Annotated in this window: 25 protein-coding genes; 4 read left to right on the top strand and 21 right to left on the bottom strand. The window is 72.3% G+C overall.

Annotated elements, in window-relative coordinates; translation table 11 throughout:
- Nucleotides 1-363 precede the first annotated feature (363 nt).
- The gene (locus tag IFU40_RS00290) at nucleotides 364-2676 is read left to right on the top strand and encodes a DEAD/DEAH box helicase (RefSeq protein ID WP_191924987.1); all 2313 of its coding nucleotides are present in this window, start codon (nucleotides 364-366) and stop codon (nucleotides 2674-2676) included.
- Between the two features lie 50 nt (nucleotides 2677-2726).
- On the opposite strand, the gene IFU40_RS00285 is transcribed toward IFU40_RS00290, so the two are convergent.
- Both IFU40_RS00285 and IFU40_RS00280 read right to left on the bottom strand, forming a co-directional pair.
- On the bottom strand, nucleotides 2727-3830 hold the full coding sequence (locus tag IFU40_RS00285; RefSeq protein WP_070409893.1) for an Rv2578c family radical SAM protein: 1104 nt from the start codon (nucleotides 3828-3830) through the stop codon (nucleotides 2727-2729).
- 127 nt (nucleotides 3831-3957) lie between these two features.
- Nucleotides 3958-5370 (bottom strand): hypothetical protein, encoded by a 1413-nt coding sequence (locus tag IFU40_RS00280; RefSeq protein ID WP_070408691.1) that lies wholly within the window; start codon nucleotides 5368-5370, stop codon nucleotides 3958-3960.
- Between the two features lie 272 nt (nucleotides 5371-5642).
- On the opposite strand from IFU40_RS00280, the gene IFU40_RS00275 reads away from it, so the two are divergent.
- Nucleotides 5643-6791: a M15 family metallopeptidase gene (locus IFU40_RS00275; protein WP_191924986.1), complete on the top strand. Its 1149-nt coding sequence runs from the start codon at nucleotides 5643-5645 to the stop codon at nucleotides 6789-6791.
- Nucleotides 6792-6919: 128 nt separating this feature from the next.
- On the opposite strand, the gene IFU40_RS00270 is transcribed toward IFU40_RS00275, so the two are convergent.
- From IFU40_RS00270 to IFU40_RS00230, 9 genes are all read right to left on the bottom strand, one after another.
- Nucleotides 6920-7480, bottom strand: coding sequence for an ECF transporter S component (locus tag IFU40_RS00270; RefSeq protein ID WP_055831885.1), 561 nt, complete (start codon nucleotides 7478-7480; stop codon nucleotides 6920-6922).
- A gap of 17 nt (nucleotides 7481-7497) precedes the next feature.
- On the bottom strand, nucleotides 7498-8319 hold the full coding sequence (locus IFU40_RS00265) for an energy-coupling factor transporter transmembrane component T family protein (RefSeq protein ID WP_191924985.1): 822 nt from the start codon (nucleotides 8317-8319) through the stop codon (nucleotides 7498-7500).
- Nucleotides 8316-9998: an ABC transporter ATP-binding protein gene (locus tag IFU40_RS00260; RefSeq protein WP_191925522.1), complete on the bottom strand. Its 1683-nt coding sequence runs from the start codon at nucleotides 9996-9998 to the stop codon at nucleotides 8316-8318. The genes IFU40_RS00265 and IFU40_RS00260 overlap by 4 nt, the downstream gene beginning before the upstream one ends.
- Before the next feature lie 125 nt (nucleotides 9999-10123).
- Nucleotides 10124-10681 carry an ECF transporter S component gene (locus IFU40_RS00255; protein WP_055831879.1) on the bottom strand — a complete coding sequence of 186 codons (558 nt, stop codon included), beginning with the start codon at nucleotides 10679-10681 and terminating at the stop codon, nucleotides 10124-10126.
- 122 nt (nucleotides 10682-10803) lie between these two features.
- Entirely contained in the window at nucleotides 10804-12048 is a 1245-nt protein-coding gene (locus IFU40_RS00250; protein WP_070408687.1) for an LCP family protein, read from the bottom strand.
- 132 nt (nucleotides 12049-12180) lie between these two features.
- Nucleotides 12181-13203 (bottom strand): pirin family protein, encoded by a 1023-nt coding sequence (locus tag IFU40_RS00245; RefSeq protein ID WP_191924984.1) that lies wholly within the window; start codon nucleotides 13201-13203, stop codon nucleotides 12181-12183.
- Nucleotides 13200-13538 (bottom strand): GNAT family N-acetyltransferase, encoded by a 339-nt coding sequence (locus IFU40_RS00240; RefSeq protein ID WP_055935615.1) that lies wholly within the window; start codon nucleotides 13536-13538, stop codon nucleotides 13200-13202. The genes IFU40_RS00245 and IFU40_RS00240 overlap by 4 nt, the downstream gene beginning before the upstream one ends.
- A gap of 121 nt (nucleotides 13539-13659) precedes the next feature.
- A complete protein-coding gene (locus tag IFU40_RS00235; protein WP_191924983.1) occupies nucleotides 13660-14604 on the bottom strand; it encodes an alpha/beta fold hydrolase in 945 nt (314 codons plus the stop codon).
- Nucleotides 14605-14736: 132 nt separating this feature from the next.
- On the bottom strand, nucleotides 14737-15258 hold the full coding sequence (locus IFU40_RS00230; RefSeq protein ID WP_191924982.1) for a CGNR zinc finger domain-containing protein: 522 nt from the start codon (nucleotides 15256-15258) through the stop codon (nucleotides 14737-14739).
- Nucleotides 15259-15283: 25 nt separating this feature from the next.
- Here IFU40_RS00230 and IFU40_RS00225 point away from each other — a divergent pair, with 25 nt between their 5' ends.
- Together IFU40_RS00225 and IFU40_RS00220 are read left to right on the top strand one after the other, a co-directional pair.
- Nucleotides 15284-15478: a hypothetical protein gene (locus IFU40_RS00225; RefSeq protein ID WP_055935621.1), complete on the top strand. Its 195-nt coding sequence runs from the start codon at nucleotides 15284-15286 to the stop codon at nucleotides 15476-15478.
- Between the two features lie 62 nt (nucleotides 15479-15540).
- Nucleotides 15541-16767, top strand: a complete 1227-nt coding sequence (locus IFU40_RS00220; RefSeq protein WP_191924981.1) for a DUF5684 domain-containing protein — start codon at nucleotides 15541-15543, stop codon at nucleotides 16765-16767.
- On the opposite strand, the gene IFU40_RS00215 is transcribed toward IFU40_RS00220, so the two are convergent.
- The 10 genes from IFU40_RS00215 to IFU40_RS00170 all read right to left on the bottom strand — a co-directional run bounded on the left by IFU40_RS00215 (nucleotide 16764) and on the right by IFU40_RS00170 (nucleotide 25524).
- A complete protein-coding gene (locus tag IFU40_RS00215) occupies nucleotides 16764-18089 on the bottom strand; it encodes a S8 family serine peptidase (protein ID WP_191924980.1) in 1326 nt (441 codons plus the stop codon). The genes IFU40_RS00220 and IFU40_RS00215 overlap by 4 nt on opposite strands.
- Nucleotides 18086-19420: a type VII secretion protein EccB gene (gene eccB, locus IFU40_RS00210; protein WP_191924979.1), complete on the bottom strand. Its 1335-nt coding sequence runs from the start codon at nucleotides 19418-19420 to the stop codon at nucleotides 18086-18088. The genes IFU40_RS00215 and eccB overlap by 4 nt, the downstream gene beginning before the upstream one ends.
- Nucleotides 19421-19424: 4 nt before the next feature.
- Nucleotides 19425-20759: a type VII secretion integral membrane protein EccD gene (gene eccD, locus IFU40_RS00205; RefSeq protein WP_191924978.1), complete on the bottom strand. Its 1335-nt coding sequence runs from the start codon at nucleotides 20757-20759 to the stop codon at nucleotides 19425-19427.
- 138 nt (nucleotides 20760-20897) lie between these two features.
- On the bottom strand, nucleotides 20898-21185 hold the full coding sequence (locus IFU40_RS00200) for a WXG100 family type VII secretion target (protein WP_055831861.1): 288 nt from the start codon (nucleotides 21183-21185) through the stop codon (nucleotides 20898-20900).
- A 1-nt stretch (nucleotide 21186) separates the two neighbouring features.
- Nucleotides 21187-21504 (bottom strand): WXG100 family type VII secretion target, encoded by a 318-nt coding sequence (locus IFU40_RS00195; RefSeq protein ID WP_191924977.1) that lies wholly within the window; start codon nucleotides 21502-21504, stop codon nucleotides 21187-21189.
- Nucleotides 21497-23059, bottom strand: a complete 1563-nt coding sequence (locus IFU40_RS00190; protein WP_191924976.1) for a hypothetical protein — start codon at nucleotides 23057-23059, stop codon at nucleotides 21497-21499. Before IFU40_RS00190 ends, IFU40_RS00195 begins: the two co-directional genes overlap by 8 nt.
- Nucleotides 23056-24354 carry a S8 family serine peptidase gene (locus IFU40_RS00185; protein ID WP_070408678.1) on the bottom strand — a complete coding sequence of 433 codons (1299 nt, stop codon included), beginning with the start codon at nucleotides 24352-24354 and terminating at the stop codon, nucleotides 23056-23058. Before IFU40_RS00185 ends, IFU40_RS00190 begins: the two co-directional genes overlap by 4 nt.
- Nucleotides 24354-24722 (bottom strand): hypothetical protein, encoded by a 369-nt coding sequence (locus tag IFU40_RS00180; protein WP_055831853.1) that lies wholly within the window; start codon nucleotides 24720-24722, stop codon nucleotides 24354-24356. The genes IFU40_RS00185 and IFU40_RS00180 overlap by 1 nt, the downstream gene beginning before the upstream one ends.
- 173 nt (nucleotides 24723-24895) lie before the next feature.
- A complete protein-coding gene (locus IFU40_RS00175) occupies nucleotides 24896-25183 on the bottom strand; it encodes a WXG100 family type VII secretion target (RefSeq protein WP_070408677.1) in 288 nt (95 codons plus the stop codon).
- Between the two features lie 29 nt (nucleotides 25184-25212).
- Nucleotides 25213-25524, bottom strand: a complete 312-nt coding sequence (locus tag IFU40_RS00170) for a WXG100 family type VII secretion target (RefSeq protein WP_055831852.1) — start codon at nucleotides 25522-25524, stop codon at nucleotides 25213-25215.
- Between the last annotated feature and the right edge of the window lie 87 nt (nucleotides 25525-25611).

The following is a 25611-nucleotide window of genomic DNA, read 5'->3' as shown; positions in this document are numbered from 1 at the left end:
GCACCGACGTCGGGGGAGGCATGTCCCCCTTCGTGCGGTTCTGAGGGGTCGAACCCGCACGAAGGGGGACATGAGCGCGGGGTGGGGGAGGGGTGTCCCACTTGGTGCGATCGACGGGCCGCGAACCTGCACGGATGGGGACATGGATGCCATTCCCAGCCGCGACCGGTAACGTCGGTGAGTCGGCTCTGGACACCGCGCGTGATGCGCGGATGGGTTTGTAGTCCAAGGGGCCGATGGAGAGCACGCGATCGCGTCCTCCCATCACTAGTGAATGGCCCCCGGCCGACGGATGTCCGGGTTTCGCACCGCTGCGCGCGGTGCCGCTGTCTCGCGCGAAACAGAACCCAGAAGGACATCGTCATGCCCAAGAACAAGAAGCCCGCCGGCGGCCGCCCCGCCAAGAACTTCGAGCCGCGCTACGGTGCGCAGACCTCGTTCCAGGACCGCAAGCGCCGCCCCGAGGGTGCCGCGTCCGCGAAGCCCGGCAGCAAGAGCCCGAGCCACCGCGGTTACCGTCCCGAGGCCGAGGCCGCCCCCGACAAGCGTCGCTGGAGCGCACAGGACCGCGTCGGTCGCGACGAGTCGCGCGGCATCCGCAGCTCCGCCCGCGATGACCGCTCCGGCCGCACCGACCGCCCGGCGCGCTCGTTCGACGATCGCCCCGCGCGTTCGTTCGACGACCGTCCCCGCCGCGATTTCGGTGACCGCCCGGCCCGTTCGTTCGACGACCGCTCCGGTCGCCCCGCTCGCGACGACCGCGCCCCTCGCGTGGATCGCGTCGACCGCGACAGCCGCCGCGCCACCGGCGACGGGCGCCCGTCGTTCCGCGACGAGCGCCCGCGTCGTGATTTCGGCGACCGCCCCGCCCGTTCGTTCGACGAGCGTCCCCGCCGTGACTTCGGTGACCGTCCGGCCCGTTCGTTCGACGAGCGTCCCCGTCGCGACTTCTCGGACCGTCCCGCCCGCGACGAGCGTCCCCGTCGCGATGCCGGCGAGCGTCCCGCCCGGTCGTTCGACCGCCGCGACGAGCGTCCGGCCCGTTCGTCGGATGACCGTCCCGCTCGTTCGTTCGACCGCAGCGACCGTCCCGCACGCTCGTTCGACCGCACTGATCGCCCGGCGCGTTCGTTCGACCGCACTGATCGCCCGGCGCGTTCGTTCGATCGCAGCGATCGTCCGGCCCGTTCGTTCGACCGTAACGACCGCCCCGCGCGCTCGTTCGACCGCAACGACCGCCCCGCCCGTTCGACCGACGACCGTCCCGCCCGGTCGTTCGACCGGAACGAGCGTCCGGCTCGTTCGTTCGACGAGCGCCCGGCCCGTTCGTTCGGTGACCGTCCCGCCCGCGACGAGCGTCCCCGCCGCACCGATGGCCCGAACCGCGCGGACTGGAACGCCACCCCGAAGCGCTCGGCCGAGCACGAGCAGCGCGTCGACGTCGTGCACGAGCGCCTGCAGGCGCAGGCCGTGGACGTCGCGACCGAGACCGGTGTCGGCTTCGCCGAGCTCGGCTTCGGCGACAACATCGTCCGTGCCCTCGCCAGCCTCGGCGCGGCCACGCCGTTCCCCATCCAGGCGGCGACGGTGAAGCCCATCCTCGACGGTCGTGACGTGCTCGCGCGCGGTCGCACCGGCTCGGGCAAGACCATCGCGTTCGGTGCCCCCATGGTCGAGAGCGTCCTGCGTTCGCAGGCGGGCGAGAAGCGTCAGTTCGCTCGCGCGCCCAAGGCCCTTATCCTCGCCCCCACCCGCGAGCTGGCCCTGCAGATCGACCGCACGGTGCAGGTCATCGCCCGCAGCGTCGGCCTGTTCACCACGCAGATCTACGGCGGCGTGCCCCAGGCCCGCCAGGTGGGTGCGCTGAAGAAGGGCGTCGACATCATCATCGGCACCCCCGGCCGCATCGAAGACCTGCTCAACCAGGGCAAGCTCGACCTGTCGCAGGTGCAGGTGGCCGTGCTGGACGAGGGCGACCACATGTGCGAGCTCGGTTTCCTCGAGCCGGTGCAGCGCATCCTGCGCGCCACCGCGAAGGGCAGCCAGAAGCTGCTGTTCTCGGCCACGCTCGACCGTGAGGTCGCCGCCCTCGTCGACGAGTTCCTCGTCGACCCGGCCGTGTACGAGGTCGCCGGTGAGGACCAGGACTCGGGCACCATCGAGCACCGCGTGCTCGTGATCGACCACCGCGACAAGGCCGAGATCCTCGGTTCGCTCGTCGACCGCCCGGGCAAGACCCTCGTCTTCGCCCGTACCCGCGCGTACGCCGAGACGCTCGCCGCGCAGTTCGACGACGCCGGTATCGCCGCGGTCGCGCTGCACGGTGACCTCAACCAGCAGAAGCGCACGCGCAACCTCGAGAAGCTCACCTCGGGTCGCGTCAACGTGCTCGTCGCCACCGACGTCGCCGCCCGCGGCATCCACGTCGACGACATCGACCTGGTGATCCAGGCCGACGCCCCCGACGAGTACAAGACGTACCTGCACCGTTCGGGCCGCACCGGCCGCGCCGGTCGCAGCGGCACCGTGGTGACGCTCATCACGCGGCAGCGTCAGCGCCGCATGACCGAGCTGCTCGACCGCGCCGAGATCCAGGCGCCCTTCGAGCCGGCGCAGCTCGGCGACGACCTGATCGAAGAGATCTCGGGCCGCCAGCTCGCGGACGTCACCTCGTAATCCGCCTCGATCGAGACCCCCGTCGCGTCCGCGGCGGGGGTCTCGTGCGTTCAGAAGAGCCGCGGCTCGCTGGCCGGAGCGACGCGGGGGCGAATGGATGCCGAGGGCCCGGTGCCACGGACCGGACCGAGGCTGCTCGTCGGCGTCGCGCGGGCGGCGAGGCCCGGCTGCGGTCGCCCGCGAGGGTGGTCGTCTTCGTCCCACCCGTCGAGTCGGTGCAGGCGCAGCAGGGGACGCATGCGTGCGCCGAGCCAGGTGCGGTAGGCCTTGGGCGCTTGGGCGGAGACGCCCGGGTAGAGACCGCGGTACGACGACACCAGGTGCGGTTGCTCGCGCCCCAGCCATTCGAGGAACCACTGCTTCGCGCCCGGACGCAGGTGCAGCGCGCCGTAGACGACGCGAGCCGCGCCGGCGGCGCGGATGCGCGCGAGGGCGTCGTCGAGTAGGGCGAGCGAGTCGGTCAGGTGCGGCAGGATCGGCATGAGGAAGACCGTGACGCGGAAGCCGGCGGCGGTGGCGGCGCGGACCGTGTCGAGGCGGGCGTCGGCGCTGGGGGTGCCCGGCTCGATCGCGTTCTGCAGGGCGTCGTCGAAGACGGCGATCGACATCGCCAACGAGACCTTCACCTGCGTGGCGGCGTCGGCGAGCAGGGGGAGGTCTCGGCGCAGGAGCGTGCCCTTGGTGAGGATCGAGAAGGGCGTGCCGTTGTCGGTGAGCGCGCCGACGATGTCGGGCATGAGGCGGTATCGCCCCTCGGCGCGCTGGTAGGGGTCGGTGTTCGTGCCGAGCATGACGGGCTCGCGCGCCCACGATCCCCGACGCACCTCCGTGCGCAGCACGTCGGCGACATTGACCTTGACGACGATCTGGGAGTCGAAGTCGGCGCCGTAGTCGAGGTCGAGGTACTCGTGCGTCTTGCGGGCGAAGCAGTACGAGCACGCGTGCGTGCAGCCCCGGTACGGGTTCACGGTCCAGTCGAACGGCATGGCCGACATGCCGGGCACGCGATTCAGAGCGCTCTTGCACTGCACCTCGTGGAACGTCATTCCGGCGAACTCGGGGGTCGTCACCGATCGGACGAGACCGTCGATGCGCTCCATACCGGGAAGCGCCGACGGGTCGTCGACGCCCAGCTGCTGCCCCTGCCATCTCATGTCGAACATTCGAACACATGTTCTACTTTGCCGCAAGCGCAGCGGTGAACGACGAGCAGGACGAGCACGTGATCGACGGGACCCGTCGGAGCCGGAGCGTCGGCCTCTACGAGTCCGCCGCCCGCGCTCACCCGATGGTGATGATCCCGCCCCCCTCGCCCGAGTCGTAGGGCAGGTCGTAGGAGATGGTCGGCGCCTGCGGGTGGCTGACGGCGACGGTGATGTCGTACGGGGAGAAGTAACCGGTGGTGAACAGGACGTCCGACACCGCCAATCCTGTGGCGTCGGTTGTGCGGGTCTGCACGGTTGGTCCGACGTAGTCCCGCCAGCGTGCGGGGCCGCGAGTGATCATGAGGGTCACTATTTCTCCGGCTCCCGCGGAGGTGCCGTCCACCCGCAGGAGCCGCACGCCGACTCCGCTCTTGGTGATCTTGTTCGTCTGCCCGTCCTGGGGAGCCGCGGGCTGCGTCACCCAGACGAGCTTGCGCACCGACGACGTGATCGTGGCGGAGGCGGGGAACGTTTCCGCAGCCGAGCCGGACAGGGTTCCCGATGCGGTCGTCTCGCCGAGCTCGATGCCGGGAAGGGGGGCCGACCCATCGGCACCGGTCGTCACGAGGATACTTGTGGCGCCCCCGGGGGTGAACGTCATCCCGGCACTCAAAGAAACGGTCACCACGTCTCCGGAGGAAGGTGCGCCGTCTCTCGAGACGCGTACGACCACTCCCGAGAGCAGTCTCGACGAGTCGACGGTGTAGGTCGGCGCGTCGAACGACACCGTCGACGGGGTCACCACGACGACGCCCGACTCGTAGGGCAGGTCGTAAGAGATCGTCGGCGCGTACGGGTGGCTGACGGCGACGGTGATGTCGTACTCGGAGAAGAACCCGGTGGTGAACAGGACGTCCGACACCGCCAATCCCGTGGCGTCGGTGGTGCGGGTCTGCACGGTCGGTCCGACGTAGTCCTTCCACCTCGCGGGGCCGCGCGGGATCATGAAGGTCACGACTTCTCCGGCTCCCGCGGAGGTGTCGTCCACCCGCAGCAGTCGCACGCCCACTCCGCTCTTGGTGATCTTGTTCGACTGTCCGTCCTGGGGAGCTGCGGGCTGAGTCACCCAGACGAGCTTGCGCACCGACGACGTGACCGCGGCCGAGGCGGGGGTCACGCCCACCGACGTGGCGGACAGGGTTCCCGATGCCGTCGTCTCGGCGAGTTCGATGTCGGGCAGTTGGGCCGACCCGTCGGCACCGGTCGTCACGGGCAGGCTCGTCGTGCCCCCGGGGGTGAACGTCATTCCGGCGCTCAACGACACGGTGACCACGGCTCCGGCGAGGGGAGCACCGTCTTTCGTGACGCGCACGACCACCCCCGAGAGCAGCCTCGTGAAGTCGACCGTGTAGGTCGGCGCATCGAACGACGCCGTCGCCATCCCGGACGCGGCGGCGGCTGCCGGGGTGGCGACGGAGAGGGCGATCACGGGCACGGACCACGCCGCTCCCGTGACGAGGGTGCGGCGGGAGATCGGTGGGGGAGTCATGCGTCTCTTCTTCCGTCGTGGGACGTTCGAGGTCGGGGCAGGTGGCTTCAACGACGGCGGTGGTGCGCACCTGTCCGGTCGGGGCCGGAACGGCAGGATCGTCCTCACCGACCTTCTCCTGCGGCTGGCACAGGGCTGGGCGACGGGGCGGATTTTGGTCCGTCCCGGCGCAGTTTTTCGCCCGGTGGGTGATGCGAGTGGCGAAGGATCCGCCTTGCGCCGGGCGTCGCGACTCGACTCCCCTCCCATCCGGGGCGAGAATGGAAGTCGTCATGTCGCACGATCCCGAGCTCTCGCCCCGCCGCGCTGCGCGCGCGGAGGCCGAGCGACTCGCGACGGCGGCCCTCTCGCTCCCGCCCGCCGCGGCCGAGCCCGTGCCCCCGATCCCCGCCGCCGAGCGGCCCGCCACCGACACGGCGGCCCTCGCCACCCGACGCCGGCTGCGCGAGGCCACGGCCGCGACCGCCGCGCCGACGACGGCCTCGATCCCGGTCCTCCGCCGCCGTCGCCTTGTCGCCGTGGGCGGGGCCGTCATCGTGGTGGCCGCCCTCGCCATCGCGATCGGTGCGGCGACCTCGGGATCCCCCGGTGGCGTCGCGGCCGACACCGACGCTCCGCCCGTCGCCGCCGTCGTCGCGGGGCCCCCCACCGTGCCCGACGAGGGTTTGCCCGTCGTGCAGCAGGCGGCCGTCGCCGCCACCTCCACGCCGTGCGACGACCCGGCCTTCACCTCGGCCCTGGCCGCGGGTGACGACGCCGGTGCGATCGCGGCCGCGGGCGGTGGGGGCGCCTTCCGCGCAGCGGTGGCATCCGGGATCGCGCCCTGCGTGTCGTTGTCGGACCCGAACCGCGAGTGGATGGTCGTCAACAAGCAGCGCGCGTACGATCCGGTCGACTACCGCCCGGGCGACCTGGTGATGCCCGACAGCGTGCGCGCGCTCGAGGAGTCGGCGCTGCGCGCGCCCGCGGCCGGGGCGCTGACCCAGCTCGTGCGCGCGGCCTCCGACGCCGGTGCCGGCGAGATCGGCTACCTGAGCGCTTTCCGCTCGTACAGCACGCAGCAGTCGACGTACGCGGGCCGCGTGGCCGTCGGCGGCGTCGAAGCCGCCGACCGCGAGAGCGCCCGCGCCGGGTACAGCGAGCACCAGTCGGGCCTGGCCGTCGACATCGTGCCGTGCAACGGCTCGTGCGCGACGCTCGACGACGTCGCCGCCTCGCCGCAGGGCGCGTGGGTGCGCGATCACGCGTGGGAGTACGGCTTCATCACCCGCTACGTCGAGGGCAGCGAGGGCATCAGCGGGTACGAGCCCGAGGCGTGGCACCTGCGTTACATCGGCCCCGAGCTGGCCCGCGCGTACCACGAGGGCGGTTACGCCACCCTCGAGGAGTTCTTCGGCCTCCCTGGGGCGCCCTCGTACTGAACGTCGAGGCGTCGGAGGGGGCCTCCGGCTCCTCGACTCCGACGGCGGACAAGGCCGCGGTCCGGCCGTACGCGAGGTCGTGCCGCGACGCCGCGCGCCGGCCGGATCGTCCTCCGGCGGGGTCGTCCTCAGGTGGCGCTCGTCCGCGGGCGGCGGCGGGCGAGGCGTGCGACTCCCGCGCGGCGCAGAGCATCGGCGACGGCGATACCGATGGCCATCCCGGCAGCGGATGCCACGAGCGTCAGCAGGTAGAAGAGCACGACGGTGAGGGGCGCGAACGTGTCGAGTCCGAAAGACGCCCAGGCGAGGGTCGGGTAGACGGCTGCCACCACGACGGCTCCGGCGAAGAACTGCCACCGGTGGAAGAACCGGTACAGCACGACGAGGAACGGCAGCTCGACGAAGAAGGCCCACCAGAGGTTGGTCGCGACGCTGCCCCACCCGTACCCGGAGAGCGGCGCGGCCACGAGGCCCGAGATGAGCCCGACCAGCAGCGCGGAACCGGGGCGTTCGAGCAGGCGCATCGCGACGGCCGCGGGCACCAGCCACAGCCCGGCGAGTGCCACCGCCGCGAACGGCGCGGCGGCGAACAGCACCGTCGACACCCAGTTGGCGGCGGTCAGCATGATGCCGCCGGCGACGCCGATGGCGGCGCAGGTGAGCAGGAAGACGGTCGAGATGCGCGACATGGATGCTCCGGATCGGATCAGACGGACAGGCGGGGAACGACGAAGAGGGCGGCGGAGACCGCCCAGAACGCCAGGGTGAAGACGGTGTCGCGCCGGCGCCAGGGCACGCGGTGGCGCTCGGTGCGGTCGGGGTGGGCGCCGAACGCCCGCGCATCCATCGCGAGGGCGACACGTTCGGCGTGGCGGATGGCCCCGGCCAAGAGGGGCACGACGTACCCGATCCCGCGCGCGGGTGCCGAGAGCACGCCGCCCCGCGTTCCCCTCACGCGATGCGCCTGGCGGATCACGTCGAGCTCGTGGCCGAAGCGCGGGACGAAGCGGATCGCTGCGAGAGCGGCGTAGCCGATGCGGTAGGGCACACGCAGGTTCTGCACCAACGCCCTCACCAGGTCGGGGCCCGAGGTGGTCAGTCCGCCGACGAAGGCGAGCGTCATGATGGCGGCCAGCCGCAGCGCGGTCGACAGGCCCGTGGACACCGCCCCGTCGGTGAGCACCCACTCGCCGACGCGGATCAGCGCGGTGGTGGCCTCCACCCGTGCGGGGTCGACCCAGAGCGAGAAGCCCAGGCCGATCACCACGATCGAGAGGGGCACCACCCCGGCGAGGAGGGCGACGAGACGCGGGGTGAGACGCGTTCCGGTCAGGAGCAGGGCGTAGGCGAGACAGAGGAACGCGATCGGAGTGCTCAGGTCGCGCACGAAGACCAGCGCGATCATGGCGGGGGCCGGGCCCGCGATCTTGGCGAGCGGGTTGAGACCCCCGAGCCACCGCGTGCCGCGCCGGCCGCGGGTGACGGCGGTCGTGTCGGCGCGTGTCGGTGCCGCGGCGGGGGCGGTCATGCGGCCCCGCCCGGAAGGTCGCGCAGTCGCAGCACGGACGCGAGCTCGGGATGCCGCTGCAGATCGGCGAAGGCGCGCCGCAGCGCGGGCGTGCGCAGGCCCGCGCGCCCGACGACGTCCTCGTCGTCGAAGATGTCGCCGACCGGTCCGTCGGCGGCGATCCGACCGTCGTCGACGACGATCACACGGTCGGCGTGCTCGGCGACCACCTGCATGTCGTGGGTCACGACGACGATGGTCGTGCCGTCGTCGCGCAGGTCGTCGAGCAGGCGCAGCAGTTCCTCGGCGCGGGCGCGGTCCTGGCCGAACGTGGGTTCGTCGAGCACGAGCAGTCGGGCACCGCCGACGAGCGCGGTTCCCACCGACAGCCGCCGCTTCTGACCGCCCGAGAGCAGGAAGGGGTGCACCGCGGCCTTGTCGGCGAGGCCGAACCGTTGCAGCAGTGCCTCGGTGCGCGCGCGGACCTCGTCGTCGGAGAGTCGCTGTCGGCGCAGGCCGTGGGCGATCTCGTCGAACACGGTCGTCGCGATGAACTGGTGCTCGGGGTTCTGGAACACGAAGCCCACGTGGCGCGAAAGCGTGCGCCGATCGGTGCGGCGAACGTCGAGACCGGCGATCCGTACCGTTCCGCGCGGCGGGCGCAGCACCCCGGCCAGGGCCTGCACGAGGGTCGTCTTTCCCGCGCCGTTGGCGCCGACGACGGCGACGAACTCGCCCGCGCCGACGGACAGGTCGACGCCGTGCAGCACGCGCGTGCGCCCGCGCGAGATCGTCAGCCCCTGTACCTGCACGAGGGGGTCGCCGATGCCACGTCGCGGGGGCGGGGGAGCGGGGGCCGTCGAGGGCGGGGCGATCATCTCGAGCGCCCGTCGCAACTCGTGAGGGGTCAGCGGCAAGGGGGCGATGTCGTATCCCGCCCGTCGCAGGCGCAGGGCCGCGAGGGTGGCCGTGGGTAGCCACACCCCGAGCGCGTGCAACTGCTCCGCGCGGTCGCGCAGCACGTCGTCGACGCCGCCGTCGGCGACCACCCGGCCCGTGGCATCCAGGGCGACGACGCGGTCGACCAGACCCATCGCGGCATCCAGGTTGTGCTCGACGAGCACGATCGCCCGGTCACCCTCGGCGACGACGTCGCGCAGCGCCGCGTACACGTCGTCGACGCCGCGAGGGTCGAGGTTGGCGGTCGGCTCGTCGAGCACGAGCAGGGGCGAGCCCATCGCCAGCGCGCAGGCGATGGCCAGACGCTGACGTCCGCCGCCGGAGAGCACGTCGGGGGCGTCGTGGCGACGCTCCCACAGGCCCACGCGGCGCAGGGCCTCTTCGGTGCGGGCGAGCACGACCTCGACGGGGAGCCGCAGGTTCTCGGGTCCGAACGCCACCTCGTCGAGAACGGTGCCCGTCACGAGCTGTGCATCGGGGTCTTGGAAGACCATGGCCACGGTGGTCGCGAGCTCGGCGACGGGCGTGGTCGCGGCATCCTTTCCCCCGACGCTCACCGTGCCCTCCACCGTGGCGGGCACGGCGTGCGGGATGAGGCCGTTCATGGCGAGCGCCGCCGTGGACTTCCCCGATCCGCTCGGACCGAGCAGCAGCACCACGTCTCCGGGGTTCACGTCCAGACGAAGCGCGGAGGGGGTGGGCGTCGCGGCGTCGAGGTGGGTGATGGCCACGTCGCGCATGCGCAGCAGAGCCCCGGTGTCGGCGCGGGTGGGCGCGGTATCGGGGTGGGGGTGAGCGGTCACGGGCGAGTCCTCGAGGAGTGAGTACGCCCTAACTTAGTGCAGCCTAAGTTGGCCGCGCGCGCTCACTTCGTCGTCGAGAGACCGCGCCCCACTCCGGCGCGACGCAGACCCGAGCCGATGGCGAGCCCCACTGCCGTCCAGGCCACGGGTCCCGCGACGCCGATCACGAGGTAGGCGACGCGGGTGACCGGCGCGAGGCTGGCGATGTCGGCCGCGAACCAGACGACCACGGCGACGAGCGCGCCGATCACGAGCGCCGAGCCGTAGAAGCGCACGGACGCCCACACGCGGTACCGGGTGAGGGCGGCGACGCCTTCTTGGATCCCGCCGAACAGCAGGGCCGTGCCGAGGAAACGGAACGTCCACTGCGGCGCCATGGCACTCGCCACCAGCGCGGCGAGCACGTGCGTCACCAGGGCCACCCCGGCGCGGCGCACCACCTGCTGCGCGATGATTCCGGGCAGCACGTGCGAGCCCAGCACGAGCCCGTAGGCCCAGGGTGCGCCCGCCAGGACGATCAGCGTCAGCCACCCGGCGGCACCGCCCACGATGCCGGTCCCCACCCCGATCGCGGCGCAGACGAGCAGCACGCGCGTGGAGAGACCGGATGCCAGGGACACCCGCTCAGCGTAGCGGCGACGCAGGGATCGCTGGACGCCCCGCCGGTCGAGTCGGGCTGGTCACGGGGGAGGCTGCTGAGCGTGACGAATCCGGCCGGCTCGGGGGACCTCGGCGACGCCGGTCAGTTCACCACGCCGGCGCTGCACGTCTGCTGCGCCGCGCTCGACCCCGTGATCGACTCGGGAAGGGCCACCGCGCCGGTGTTCGGGTCGACGGTTCCGGGCTCGACCGCTTCGCCCTCGGAGGGCGCCTCGCTCGGCACGGCCTCACCGGGAGCGGGTTCTGCGACGACGACGCCCCCGTTCGCGCCGGCGTCGCCGGTCACCTCGATGCCCTGGTTGGCGAGAAGGGCGTCCCACAGCACCTGCGCCGCGTCGTAGTTCGGCTCGACGCGGTTGGCGTCGGCGCTGGCCTGAACGGTCGGGTACTGCACGAACACGATGTCTTGGAACGGCACGTCTTTGACCGCGGACGCGATCTGTACGAGCGTCAGCGGGTTGGTCAGGCTCTGTGTCGGCGTGACGTTGCGCAACCCCGTGGAGGCCAGACGGAACAGCGTCGCCGGGTTCGACAGCACCTCTTCGCTGACGAGCTTGCGGGCCAGACGCGACATATACTGCTGCTGGTTGCTCACGCGCGCGAGGTCGCTGCCGCCCACGCCGTAGCGGGTGCGCAGGAACTGCAGGGCCTCGAGACCCTGGATGGTGCGCGGACCCGCGGCCCAGTCGATGCCGGTGTTCTCGTCGCGCATGTCGCTGGCGAGGCAGATCTCGACGCCGCCGATGGCGTTGGTGATCTCGATCACGCCGCCGAAGGTGACCATCGCGCCGAACTGCACGGGTTGCCCGCTCATGTCGGAGATCGCCGTCATCACGCACGACAGTCCGCCGTAGGTGTAGATCTCGTTGATCTGCACGTAGCCTCCGCCCCAGCGGTCGCCGTCGGCGGTGTCGCAGGCCGGGGCGTCGAAGAGCAGGTCGCGCGGGAACGACACCACCGTCACCCGACGCGGGGCATCGGAGATGTGCACGAGGATGTTGACGTCGTTGAGTTGCCCCTCGGCGTCGGGGCCCTCGCAGCGCTCGCCGAAGACCTCGCGCAGGCTCTCTTCGCACGCGTCGATGCCGACGACCATCATGTTCACGCCGCCCTCGAGCTCGCTGAGGTCGGGCGGGACGGGCGGCTGGTTCTCGACGACGACGGCCTCTTCGGTGAAGCTCGTGGTCAGGTCGTAGGCGGTGTACGCGGCAACGCCCGCGGCCGAGACGAGGACCACCACGACGGCGACGGCGAGAACGGTGAGCAGCTGAGCGATCGGGTGCGGGGACCGCAGGCGCGCGTGCTGTGCGACGGTGCGACGGCGCATGGTTCCTCCTCGAATTCCCCCGAGTCTAGGGGCACCGGATGCCGCGGCTCGGCGGTCTCGGCGAGGCGTTTCACGCCGGGCTCGCTGGTCGGGTCGGACTCGTGCGCCCTGCGCGCTCCGCGGACTGACGCGTCAGTCGCGCCGCCGCCGCGGCGTCAAGCGCACCGCGGGCAGGGGCGGAGCGGGAATGCGCTCGGGGCCGTGATCGATCACCGTGCCGAAGCGGTCGGCCCGGGCCTCCCAGGCGTCGCGCGCCTCGACGATCTCGTCGTGCGAGCGGCCGACGAAGTTCCACCACATCACGATGTCGGCTTCGAACGGCTCTCCGCCCAACAGGAAGACCCGGGCGCCGCCGTCGCTGCGCAGTTCGAGGTGGTCGCGTCCTTTGCCGACGTACACCAGCCGGCTGTCGTCGATCGCCGCGGTGGATCCCGGCTCCAGGCCCGGCGCCGGTCGTCGCGCGGCGTCGGCGTCGACGGCATCCATTCCCGTCACGGCGTCGGCGTGGCCGGTCATTCCGTAGAGGGCATACTCCCATTCGGGGCGAAGGGGCACGCGCACGGTCACGCCGGCGGGCAGCCGGACTTCGGCCCCGACGATCGGGGTGTGCACCGTCGCGGGAGAGGCCACGTCGCCGAGTTCGCCCATCACGACGACCGCGTCGGCGCCGTCGCCGAGGTCGATCGTGGGCAGGTGCTCGTGTCGCTCGAAGGCGGGAGCACCGTGCCGGCGCGCGTCGGGAAGCGCGACCCACAGCTGGAGGGCGTCGAGGGGGATGGGGCCCTCGCCGACGGAGTATTCCGAGTGCGCGATGCCCGCACCACTGGTCATGAGGTTCAGCGCCCCCGGTCGCACCACGACGTCGCTGCCCACCGCGTCGCGGTGTCGCACCTCGCCCACGATCGGCCACGTCACCGTCTGCAGGCCGATGTGCGGGTGCGGTTCGACCCGCATGAGGGTCTCTTGCGGGCCGAACCGGTCGAGGAAGCACCACGCCCCCACCATCGGCAGGGCGCGATGCGGCAGCGTGCGGTGCACCTCCATGCCCCGGACGCCGCCCAACGGCACCTCGCGCGCCTCGATCACGAGGGAACGCGGTCCGTCGCACGCGATCGGACCCTCGGATGCCGGCGGGGCGACGTCGAGTCGGGTCACGAGGGTTCGCCGGGCCCGGCGGCGTCGGCCGCGTCGTCTTCGTTCGGCCACTCCACGACGAGGCCCGGCACGTCGTTCTCGCGCAGGTAGTGCGCCACGAAGGGGCACGACGGGATGATGCTGCCGCCGCGTCGGGCGAGGTCGGCCAGCGCCTCGCTCGCGAGGACCTTGCCGAGGCCGCGACCGGCGAAGGCCGGGTCGACCTCGGTGTGGGGGAGGGTCGTGCGGTCCTCACCCGCGGGGCGGAAGTCGAGGAAGCCACCGAGCTCGTCGCCCACGTGGATCTCGTAGCGGCGCGCCTCGTCGTTTCGGGTCACGGTCAGTTCGTCGGCCATGGGCGTCTCCTGTCGTCGGTGTCCGTCGTCGGTGTCCACGACAACGTACGTGCGTCCCGTGGTGTTCCGCCATCCCCGCCCGGTCGGGGACGGATCTGGTACCCCCGGTCCTGTCGGGGCCTCACTCGCTGAGGGACCCCACGAACCGCGTCGTCTCGGCCGAGATCTCCGCGGCCGCCGTGTGGTGCAGGTAATGACTGCCCGACACCAGGACGACCTCGCCGTTCTGCACGCTCGCCGCCTGGCGCTCGTGCAGCCCGACCCAGTTCTCCCCGTCGGGATCGTCCGCGCGCACGAACAGCAGCACGGGCAGGTCGGGGGCGAACACCTGGGCGCTGACCTCGGCGAAGTTCGCCGCGGTGCGATCCATCTCGTCGAGCATCGTGGATGCCGCCGCGTTGCGCGTCGTCAGGATGCGCATCTGCTCCTTCGCGCTGTCGTCGAAGTCGGCGCGCGCGTAGGGGTCGGGGCCGATCGCCTGCAGGACGCGTGTGATGCCCAGGGCGTTCATCGTCGCCAGGGCATCCGTCGGCAGCGCCTCGGTGCTGCCCGGCTGGTCGGGCACGCTGGAGTCGATGCCGACGAAGGCGTCGACCTCGTCGCGATAGGCGGCGGTGTACGTCAGGGCGTAGATCCCCGAGATCGAATGCCCGGCCAGGATGTAGCGGTCGACGCCGAGGTACTGCAGCGCCTCGTGCACCTCGCGCGTGATGTTCTCCGCCGTGCGCGGCACGTCGGTCTGGTCGCTGAGGCCGGTGCCCAGGGGTTCGACGGCGATCACTCGGAAGGTGTCGTCGAGCTCATCGATGAGGGGCGCGAAGTCACGGCCGGGGGCGCCCGTTCCCAGGCCCGGGAGCAGCACGATCGTCCGGTCGTGATCGCCTTGGACGACCACGTTCATGCGGTGTTCCCCCACCGGGACGAGCTGGCCGTAGGGGACGATCCGCTCCGCCTCGGTGGCCGTGGCGACGGCGTTGACGGTCGAGGTGACGCCGACGGTGAGCAGGGGCACGCCCAGCAGCAGGACGGGCACCAGTACCAGGGCCACTTTCGTGGTTTTCCTCATTCTCGATCTCCTCGGGTGCGACGGCGGGCGCCGTGAGCGTCACCCGTCTTCCAGCACACCCGAGGCGCGCCTCGGCGGGCAGTGTCGTCGGTCACCGCTCTCCGTGACATTCGTCACGCCCCGCCGAGGGGATCAGCGCGGGACGCGCGCGCGATGGCGGCGCACCGCGGCGCGATTCGCGCAGCGCACCGAGCAGTACCGTTGCCGGCCGTTGCGCGTGACGTCGACGACCACGCGATCGCAGGGCTCGGCGGCGCATCGAGCGAGGCGGGTCATTCCCCGGGTGACGAGGTGCAGCGACGTGCCGACCGAGATGACCGCCGCGAGCACGCGGGGGAGCGATTCGTCGCTGTCGCGGTAGTGCAGGTGCCATCCCTCGCCGTCGTGGTTCGTCAGGCGCGGGTAGGCCGTCACGGCGGCCATCTGGGCGTTCAGCCGCGCGGCACGCGCATCGGGATCGGTCTCATCGACGATCCGCAACCACTCGTCGACGACGGTGCGGGTGCGTTCGTGGTCGTCGGGCGCCGCGGGGAAGGTCATCGTCATCCCCCTCTCGCGCGTGCGGCGTTCGATCCCCTCGCGGTCGGCCGGCCAGTCGTTCGCGAGCGAGGCGGCCAACAGGACGGCGTACTCACCGTAAGGGTTGAGATGCATAACGGCATTACATCACGCTGGTTCCATGACCGCCCTCCCGACCGTCCTGCCCGCCGCCCCGGCATCCGTCCACGAACACGCCTGGCTCACCGAATCGGTGCACGCCACGAGCGCCGGTCGCGTGCGTTACGTGCGCTGCACGGGCTGCGCCGCCCGACGCGTGGACCTGGATCCGGTGTCACCGGCGCCGCCCGTTGCGATGACCCGACCGATCGGCTGACCACGCCTCCGCGCGCGCCGCGCGAGACGGTAGCGTCGGAGCAGACCATCGACGGGGGATGCATGAACGCTCTGGGCCTGATCGCCACGACCGCGGGCGCGGTACTCGTGCTCGCCGTGGTGCTGCACGTCTGGTACGCGATGGGCCTGTCGCGCGTCTTCGCGGCGCGCGGCGCGGAGCCCTGGCGCGCGTGGGTGCCGATCGTGAACGACGCCGAGGTCTTCCGGCTGGGGCGGGTCGACCCGGTGCGCGCCGTGCTGCTGCTCGTGCCTTTCGTCAACGTCTACGCCCTCGTGCTCAAGGCGACCGCGGCGCACCGCCTGGGCGCTGCGTCGGGACGCGGTGCCGGTACGACGGCGCTGGCGCTCGTTCTGCCGCCCGTGTGGGCGGGGATCCTCGCCGCACCCGGAGCGACCCCGGATGCCGCGAAGCCCCACGACGCGAACGACCCCGCGGTCGACGAGGCCGCGGTCGACGACGCCGAGGAGCCCTCGTCGGGTCCCCTGACCGCGGTCCCCGGGGCGGGAACGCCGGCCGCGGCCGCCGGAACCCGCCGCGCTTCGCGCTCGGTCGAGGTCCCCGCCGCCGTACCGGTGCTGGCCGGACCCGTCGACGTCCCCCCGCGGGGCGCGTCGGTCCTCACGACGACGCCCGAGGTCGGATCCTCCGTGCCGGTCGCTCCCCCCTCCGGCTCCGCTGTGCACGGCGACGATTCCGGCCCGGCCGAGCACGACGACGTCGCGCCGGTGAGTGCCGCCCCCGTCGCCCCGACCGCCGAGAGCGGCCTCGGGGGGATCGACGCCGCGGACGGACCCGCGGCCGCCGACACCGGCGCGCCGTTCGACCGGGTCGCCGAGACGACCGACGCCACGGCATCCGCCGCCGACCGCGCCGAGATGCCGGTCGCGGCGCCGCTCGACGAATCGACGCAGACCGCTCGGCCCCGCTCCCGCCGCCGGGGGGAGTGGATCCTCGGCCTCCCCGACGGGGAGCAGGTGAGCATCACCGGACGAACCGTCGTGCTCGGACGCAAACCCGCGCAGACCGAGGAATCCGTGCAGTACATCGCGGTCGCCGACGACACGCGCACCATGTCGAAGCAGCATGCGCGGCTCGACTGGACGGTGACGGGCTGGACCATCACCGACCTGGACTCGACGAACGGCGTGACGCTGCTGCACGACGACGGGCGCAGCGAACGGCTGCGCGCGCAGACCCCCGCTCTCGCCTCGGAGCGGCTCCGCCTCGGCGATGCGCAGATCGATCTGCGTCCCGGCGCGATCGCCTAGTCGGCCGGGGCGTCTCCGTAGAGTCCACGGCCCGTGGGAGCGGGGCGGCGGGGCTCGGTCTCTTCGCGGCGTCGGCTCACGAGGACCGCGAGGGCTCCGATCGCGCCCAGCACGATGAGACCCCCGACGCCGATCCCCGTCGCCAGGGTGATGGCCGCGGCATCCGGTCCGGGTCCGACGACCACCGCGACGGCCTCGGGCGTCTGCGTCGGCTGCGGCGTGGACGCGGCACCCGGGAAGGGGCTCTTGGGGCCGCGGAGCCCTGAGCCGGGCACGAGCACGATCGCGTCGTAGGGCTGCACGATGCCCCAGCCCGACGAGTTCGAGCGCGTGTCGGGCTGCGCCCGCACGGCCGTCGCCTCGAGGCGGTAGGCCCACTGCGCGGGTGTCTCGTCGGGATGGGCGGCGGCGACGAGGGCCGCCGCGGCCGAGACGTAGGCGGCGGCGTAGCTGGTGGCGGGGGCGTCGGTGGCGACCGCGCAGTCGCCGCCCTGCGGCCACGCCGACGCGATGTTCTGCCCGGGGGCGGCCAGCGCGACATGGGAGCCGCGGATGCTCGCACTCGTGACGACGCCCGCGTCGTTGGCGGCCGCGACCCCGATGGCGCCGGAGAAACCGGCGGGGTAGCGCGTGCCGTCGGAACCGTTCTCTTCGACCGCGGAGGTGGAGTCGCGGTTGCCGGCGCTGGCGACGACCAGGCTGCCGCGATCGCGCGCGTACGCGACCGCGTCGGCCAGGGCCGCGTTCTTCTCGGTCGTGCTCATCGAGACGTTGATGATCTGCGCGCCACGGTCGGCCGCGATGCGGATGCCCTCGGCCATGCGCGCGGTGTTCGGACCGAACCCGGCCTCGACCTGCTGATCGGAGTCGCCGGCGTACACGCGCACCGGCAGGATCCGCACCTCGGGGGCGAGTCCCTGAACGCCCGACTTCGGGATGAGCCGGGCGGCGATCTGCCCGGCGATCACCGTTCCGTGACCGTAGACGTCGGTGCGCCCGATGCCGTCGGTGCCGTCGGGCACGAGGTTGACGCCGGCGATGATCGCGTCGTCGAGGTGGGGGTTCGGGGCGACGCCGGAATCCACGACGGCCACCGTGATGCCCGCGCCGCGGGTGAGCTCCCACGCCGCCTCGCTCTGCAGCTTGTCGAGGGCGGGCGGGGTCTGGCTGATCCGCGTCGCCGCGAGGCACTGGTCGCGCGACGACGACACGACACCGGATGCCGGGCCCGAGGCCTGAGCGGCGGCGGGCGAGGCCGACAGCAGCAGACCCGCGACGAGGATCGCCGCACCGAACCCGCCGGTCCGCCGGCGAAGGGTCACTTCGACCCCGTGGTCGGGGACTGCTGCGCGGCGCTCTCGCTCAACGACGGGCCCGTGCGCAGCAGCGCCGTCCACCCGTCGGTCACGGCGGCGACGTCGGAGGGGGAGTAACCGAGGCGGGCGATGGTCTCATCGGTGGCGCTCGGCAGCGGGTAGGCCGTGCCCGTGGCATCCACCAGGGTCAGCACGCTCGAGCTCTGGTCGCCGCGGCCTCCGGCGCGCACGAGGGCACCGTGGCTCGGGTCGACCCGTACGCCGGCCGTGACGGGCGCCGAGGCCGGCTGGGTGGCGAGAGCGGTCGTCGCCTGGCCTTCGCCGCTCGTGAGGATCGCGCAGGGGCGCTCGCCGGCGGCGACGGTCTCGAAGCCGGTGCGCGGCCACTCGTCGCCGAGGCCGGTGGGCGCCGTCGAGAGCGTGCGGATCTCGTCGGCGGTGACCTCGGTCACGGAGCCGTTCAGCGCGCTGCCGCTGCCCAGTTGGTAGAGCTGCCAGGCAAGGGGGGTCAGCGCCTCGAGCACCCCGCCGGTCTGCACGAGGAACCGCTCGTCGTCGGCCGACCCGGCCTGTCGGATCACCTGGCCCACCTTGAGGTTGGTCCCGGGCACCGAGGCGCCGTAGTTCTGTAGCGTCAGGGGGGTGAGGGGCGTGCTGGCGGTGAACAGATCGAGCCACGCCGCGGGCACCGTCACCGGCGACAGCGCCGAGATGCCGGCCGCGCGCAGCACGGCGTCGGCGTCGCTGCTCGACACCGCGAAGCTGCGACCCCCCAGCACCACGTGCAGGATGCCGTCGACCGAGACGACGACCGCGCGGTCGGTCGCGGTGGCCGGACCGCTCGCCGTGGACAGGCGCACGTCGAGGCCGGCGACGTCGGAGACGCACGCGCTCCACCCGGTGTTGATGAGCCCCGACGCGGGTGGGATCTCGTCGGGCGCTCCCGTGATGCCGAGGGTGTCTCCCACGGGCGTGCCGGCCAGGGTCGCCTGGTCGGTGGAGATCACGCCGAAATCGCTCGCGGGCAGCAGCAGGCGGGCGCTGGCCGTGTTGATGACGGGGTGCAGGACGCCCTCGACGGTGACGAAACGCGCCCCGGTGTCGGAGACGAGCACGAGCTTGCCGTTCTCCCATCCCGTCGGAAGGCCGGGGCGGATCAGGCCGTAGAACACGCCGACCAGCACGACGATGACCGTGAGGGCGATGGCCGCGATGACCGCGCGCAGCGGAGACGTCGGCTGCAGTTCCTTGCCGCCCGGAGCGCCGCTGACGAACGCGGTGAGCAGGCGTCGGCGCGAGAAGTTCTGCGCCTCGATCAGGTCGCCCTTGGTGGCCACGACGTCAGGCCAGACCGGAGGCGATGACCGACAGCGGAAGCAGCGACGCCAGCACCAGCAGTTCGGCGGTGTCGGCGATCCGGATCAGCCGCAGGCGCGTCTTGGGGGCCAGCAGGGTGACGGTGACCACGCTGACGGTGGCGATCGCGAGCACGACCAGGATGCCGACACGCAGATCGGGCTGCGTCAGCGAGGCGACCACGCCCGAGACGACGAGACCCAGGATGCCGGTCGTCATCACCGTCAGCACGCCCGCTCGCGCGAACGTCTGCCGGGAGGGGAACATCATGCCGGCGAAGGCCAGGGCGCCCAGGAGCGCCCCCGCGGCGTTCTGCGCGGCGACGAGGGGGACGGCGAGGAGCACGGACGCGGCGAGGGCGAGCCGCAGGGCCATGAGGATGCGCTTGCCCTGCGCCACCCGCTCCGCGACGTCGTCGGCGTCGATGGGCTCCGGTTCGGCGAACATCTCGGCGTCGCTCTGCGGCGAGACGATGCGCAGTCGAGTGGTTCCGAGGGCGAGCCACGGGAGTGCGCCGCCGAGGGTCGCGATGATGCCGACCATGAGCGTCCACACGGTCGCGGCGGGGAAGAAGGCGGCGAAGGTGCCCGTGACGCCGATGACCCCGCCGGCGATGAGGGGCGCCAGCTGAAGTTCGGCGCGGTCGCGGGTGAGGGCCAGAGCGACGCCGGCGATGACGAAGGCTCCGCCCCCCGCGGCGGCGAGCGGCCAGCCCCAGATGTCGAACGCCGGCGGGACGGAGAGGAACCCCGCGACCGCCGCGAACACGGCGGCCGCCATTCCCAGGCCCTGGCCGGCCTCGCGTTGGCCGAGCCGCGCGACGACGGCCGCGACGACGAGCAGCACGACCGCGCCGCCGCCGGCGACCAGGGCGCCGAAGGGGAGGGCACGGCCGGCGGCGAGGAGCAGCACCGCGCAGACGCCGAGCAGGGCCAGGCTGACCGCGAGGGCCGTGCGGGCGTTGTCGCGCGTCGTCCAGGGCCGGTTCTGCTGCGACGTGGCGTCGATGACGGCCTCGACGATGTCGTCGTAGACGCGCGGCTGAGCGACGAGCCCGCCACGCACGAGGGTGAGCACCTCTCCGTCGACGATGCCCTGGGCCGAGGCCCCGCGCGACGGGTCGACGGTGGTGCCGTCGGCTCGCTGCAGGGCGTAGCCGGCGGAGGTCATCGACGGGTCGAGCACCCCGAGCGATCGTGCGAAGCCCGGCAGGAACTCGATGACGGGCACCTGAGCGGGAATCGCGATGTCGAGCCGGCGGCCCTCGCTCTGCACGGACAGGCGCAGCAGCGCCCGTGTGGCGTTCATGACGTCAGCCATCCGCGGCCCCCTCTTTCCGGACCGAAGCCCCCTGCGGTCAGACCCCGAAATCCTATCGTCGGGGCACGGCGTTCCGCGCGCCGAGCACGGGACCGCGCGTCCGATCGGAGCGCCCGGTCACGTGCTCGGTCGACGCGTTCAGCCGAAGCGCGCCGCGGACGCGCGGTCGGCCGTGACGTAGTCGTCGGCGATGTTGTCGGTGGCGGTCGAGATGCGGTGCAGGGCGTCCCTCATCTGCTCGAGGGTGGCGCTCCACTGCTGCTGCGCGTTGTTGTAGGCGACCTGGGCGGTGCCCTCCCATTCGCCGCGCAGTCGGGACACCTCGGCATCGAGGCCGCTCAGAGCGGCGTCGATGCGGGCACTCTCGGCGCGCAAGCGGCCGGCCGCAGCGTGCAGGGATTCGGGTGTGACGCGGAGATCACTCATCTCATTCGCCTCCCAGCAGTGAGCCCAGCCCGTGGATCGTCGTGCTGTGCGCCTCTTCGACGGCTTCCTGGTCGCGCGCCGTCGCGGTCAGGGCGGCGCTGAGGGTGACCAGCACGTCGTTGAGACGGTTCGCCCCGGCCGTCCACTCGTTCACCAGCACCCCGTACGACGTGGCGGCGTCGCCCGTCCAGTTGGCGCGCAGCTCGTCGAGCTCGGCGAGGACCCGGCGGGCGCTGTCGGCGATGTCGGCGTGCGTGCCCGCCACCACTTCAGCGCCTCGGACGAGGGCGCCCTCGCCCGCGGAGATGCGATCAGACATTGTCCTCACTCCTGTCGGACCCGTCGCGACCGCCCGCCTGGGCGTTCTCGGAACGGGGACCGATCTCTTCGTCGTCTTCCATGCGGGGAGCGATGGGGCCACCGAGGCCGCGTGCCGCCTCGTCCTTGCGGTCGGACCGCGAACCAGGTCCGCCCATCCCACCGACGCCCCGGTTACCGCCCGCTGCGCCGCGCGTCGCGCCGGCCGCGGCGCCCGCGCCGCGCGCTCCGCCCGCGGCGGTCGCCGCTCCACCGGCACCGCGGCGTCCTCCACCGGCGGCTGTGCCGCCGCCGGCCGTACCGCCGCCGGCCGCGCCGCCCATGCCTGCACCGCGCATGCCCGCGCCGCGTGCCGTCGACGAACCCGCCGCGCCGCCGCCGACACCGCCGAGCCCACCGACACCGCGGGCGCCGGTCCCCCCGCTGGGGGTCTTGCCCAGAAGTCCGCCCGCGCGCCCGCCGGCGCCGCCGCCACCCGCCACGGCCCCGCCGCCGCCGAAGAGGCCGCCACCGGCGCCCCCCGTCGGGGCGCCGACGCGACCGAGCGCGAGGGCGCCGCCGCCGCCGGCGACGAGTCCGGCCGACAGGCCCGAGCCGAGGCCCGCGCCCGGACCACCGGGGGTGCCGATCAGTCCGCCGCCGCCGCCGCCTCCTCCGCCGGGCAGGCTCGGGATGCCGCCGGGAAGGGTGGGCGTGCCCGAGATCGGGCCGTCGGGAGTCGGGTCGGGCGGGATGTTCTCGAGGTCGATCGGCGGCCGACCGGTCGGCAGGTCGGGGTGGCCGTTCGGGAAGGGACCGTACTCGCTCGGGCCCGAGGGGGTGCCGGGCAGCGTCTCGTAGTCGCCGGGGGTCTCACCCGTCGTGGGGGGCGGAATGTCGATGCCGCCGTTTCCCCCGCTGCTACCGCCGCCGCCGGGGCCGAGCGGCGACACGTCCCAATTCGGGTACTGCTCGATGCTCCGACCGCCGACGCGTCCAGGCCCGGGTTGCGAGCCGGGTCCCGGGGCGGGCGACGGATCGTCGTCGGGCGTGGCCGTCGGGTTGAACGGGGGCGGGTTGGTCATCGAGATCTGGTCGAGCTCGTCGGAGTGCGCTTGGAACTTCGTCCTCGCGTCGTCTTCGCGTCGATCCGCCAGGTAGCCGTTGATGACGTTGGTGGCACCTTCGCCCGCGAGGAACGACACGGGACCGAGCATGAAGGTGGAGCCCATGGCGGCCCCGCGGACCGCGGTCTCCTGCCCGGGAGTCATCTCCCCGGCGGGCAGCGAGGCCAGCGAGTCCCGCGCGCGCGAACGGATGTCGTTGGCATCCGCCAGGTATCGGGGGATCTCGTCTTCGACGTAGCCGATCTGCTTCGAGACCTCGGACGCGGTGGAGCTGAAAGCCGCTTGCGCCGACGTTCCCGCTCGTCCCACCAGGCCCGGGTCGCTGGCGACGCGATCGAGGACGTTCTTGAGCGCCGTGAGGCCGCTCACCAACTCGGTGCGCGTCGGAACGTCCCATGGAACGCCACCCTCGGCGAGGCGCTGCAGGCGCAGTTCCCAGTCTCCGGTCATGACGACTTTCCTCCCTCTGCCTTGCGGCGTCGGCTGATGGTGATGATGACGATGGTGATGACGATCGCGAGGACCACGAACCCGACGACCGCGCCGATGATCCAGGGGACGAGCGCCCCGATGTCGAAGCCGCTGGGCTCGTCGCCGTAGGCGTCGAAGCTGCGCGACCGCGCAGCGGGGGCGACGTAGCCCTGCGTCTTGGCGGTGGCGATCTGTTCCGCGGTCGGCATTCCCGCGGGCTTGTCCATCAGCGGGGTCTCATCGGGGTACTGCAGCGGATCGACGGAGAGAAGCGACGACAGCCAGGCGGCGCCGTAGCCGTAGCCGTCATCGGTGCGGGCCGGCGTGTGCACCTCGTCGTTCGTGGTGGCGATGAGGGCCTGCACCAGCTGGTTCCCCGTCGCCTGGGGCGTCTTCTGGGCGGCCAACGCGAGCATTCCCGCGACCAGGGGAGCGGTGTTCGACGACCCCGTCCCCGATCCGGTGGCCGACCAGTCGCCCTCGCGCCCCACCCCGGGGATCCGGAACCCTCCGGCGACCACGGTGGTGTGGGTGATGACGTAGTCCGAGCCGTCCGAGCTCTTCTGGATGTGGCCTTCGCGATCGATGGCCGTGGTGGTCACGACGCCGTTGAGCGCACCGACCGAGGTCTCGGAGTCGCCGAGTTGGCTGGGGTTCGCCGAGGCGCTGACGACGGCGACACCCTTCGCGATGGCGTACGCGATCACCGGGGCGTCCCGCTCGTCCCAGGGCTGGCCGACGGCCGTGTAGACGATCTCGTTGCCGTCGTCGACGGCGGTCTTGACCGCCAATCCGAATTCGCTGATGTCCTCGTCGGAGTTGACGTCGCACCGCTCGTCACTCTCGGGCCCGTATCCGTAGACGGTGACGTCGGCGTCGGGGGCCACACCGTTGATGTTGCCCGACCCGGTTCCGTTGCCGATGAGTAGTGCGGTCATCGTGGTTCCGTGACGCGCTGCCGAGTTGGCATCCGCCGTCTTCACCTCGGGGGCGTTGGAGCAGATCGGGAAGTCCGAGATGCGGAGGTTGCGTCCCTCGAACACCGGGAGGTCGGGATTGATCTGCTTCTCGATGACTCCGACCTTGACGCCCGCGCCGGTGAGGCCGGCCGCGTGCGCCGCGTCGACGCCGTAGGTGGAGTACCAGAACGCGAGGTTCTCTTGCGGGTTGTCGCTCTCGCCCTCCGCGAGGGCGGGAGAGGCGGCGCCGAAGGAGACGATGGTGGCGACGAGAACGGCGCCGACGGCGCGGCCCGCGGAACGGGGCGCGCTCATCACAGAGGGATGTTCCGACTCGAGAACGGCGATCGGCTGCCCGCCGACGGGGGCGTCGCCGCCGCGTCGATCAGCGAGAGGGCGTTGGTGGCGTCGCTGGCGTTCATCTCGTCGCGATCGCGGAGCGTGGTGACGGCCTGAGCGAGCGCTTCGGCGTTCTGCTGGACGTACTGGCGTACCTCTTCGATGCGCATACCCAGCATTTGGGCGCGCTGCTCGAGGTGCGACGTGAATGCGGCCGCGGGGACCTCGGTCGAGTTGCCTTCGACCATCGCGATGACGGCGGCGGACGGCAGCTGATCGGTCGATGTCGTCAGCGTGCTCGAGTTGTGAAGGGGAAGGTCGCCTTCGTAGCCGATGTCAGACATGGGATCACTCGTTTCTCGAGGTCAGAAGAGGGTGATGCGCGGAGTCTCCGCGCCCGCGACGCCGGGCCGGGGCGGTGCGTGCGACTCCGACGGCGGCGCAGCGCCGCAGAAGAAAGCCTGTCAGGGCCGAAAGAACCGGCGGTCGCGAGTCGCGACCGCCGGTTCGATGCGACTCAGACGAAGCGGCCGGCGGCGGACTTGTCGGTCGAGGTGTAACCCTGGGCCATCTCGTCGGTCTTGGCGGCGATCTGCTGGAGCAGTTCGTTCAGGCGCGTGATGGACTGCGTCCACTGAGCCTGGGCCTGGTCGTAGGCGGTCTGCGCTTCACCGTCCCAGGAGGCGCGCAGCGCGCCGACCTGCGACTCGAGGTCGTCGAGACGGGTGCGGATGCCGGAGGCACCGTTGCGGATCTGACCGGAGAGGGCGATGACCTGCTCGGGACGAACGGACATGGACTGCATGGGAGTTCCTTCTTTCGTGTCGAGCGGGGTCAGCCGAGCAGCGAGCCCAGGTTGCCGATGGTCTGCTGGTGCGACTCTTCCGAGGCCGCCTGGTCGCGCTCGGTGCCGCGCAGAGCGTCTTCGAGCGTGACGAGCACGTTGTTGAGCTTGGTGGTCTCTTCGTTCCACCGCTGCATGAGCTGCGTGTAGGAACCGGCGGCGGCGCCGGTCCAGAAGCCGGCCACCTGGTCGAGCTCGGTACGAACCTTGCGAACCTGCTCGTCGATGCCCGACTTCGCGGTGTTGACCGCTTCGGCTCCGCGACGAAGCGCACCCTCCTGGGCTGCGATGAGATCTGCCACGTCTGTCTCCTCGTTGTTCCTCCGGGCGCGCCCGGGCGTTGCGGATCATGTCTTCACGCACGGGAATCGGACCCGGACGCGGGATCG

Source organism: Microbacterium sp. CFBP 13617 (assembly GCF_014839445.1).
Lineage (GTDB): Bacteria > Actinomycetota > Actinomycetes > Actinomycetales > Microbacteriaceae > Microbacterium.
Note: the sequence above shows the minus strand (reverse complement) of the source record. Positions and strands in the feature narration are given on the sequence as shown.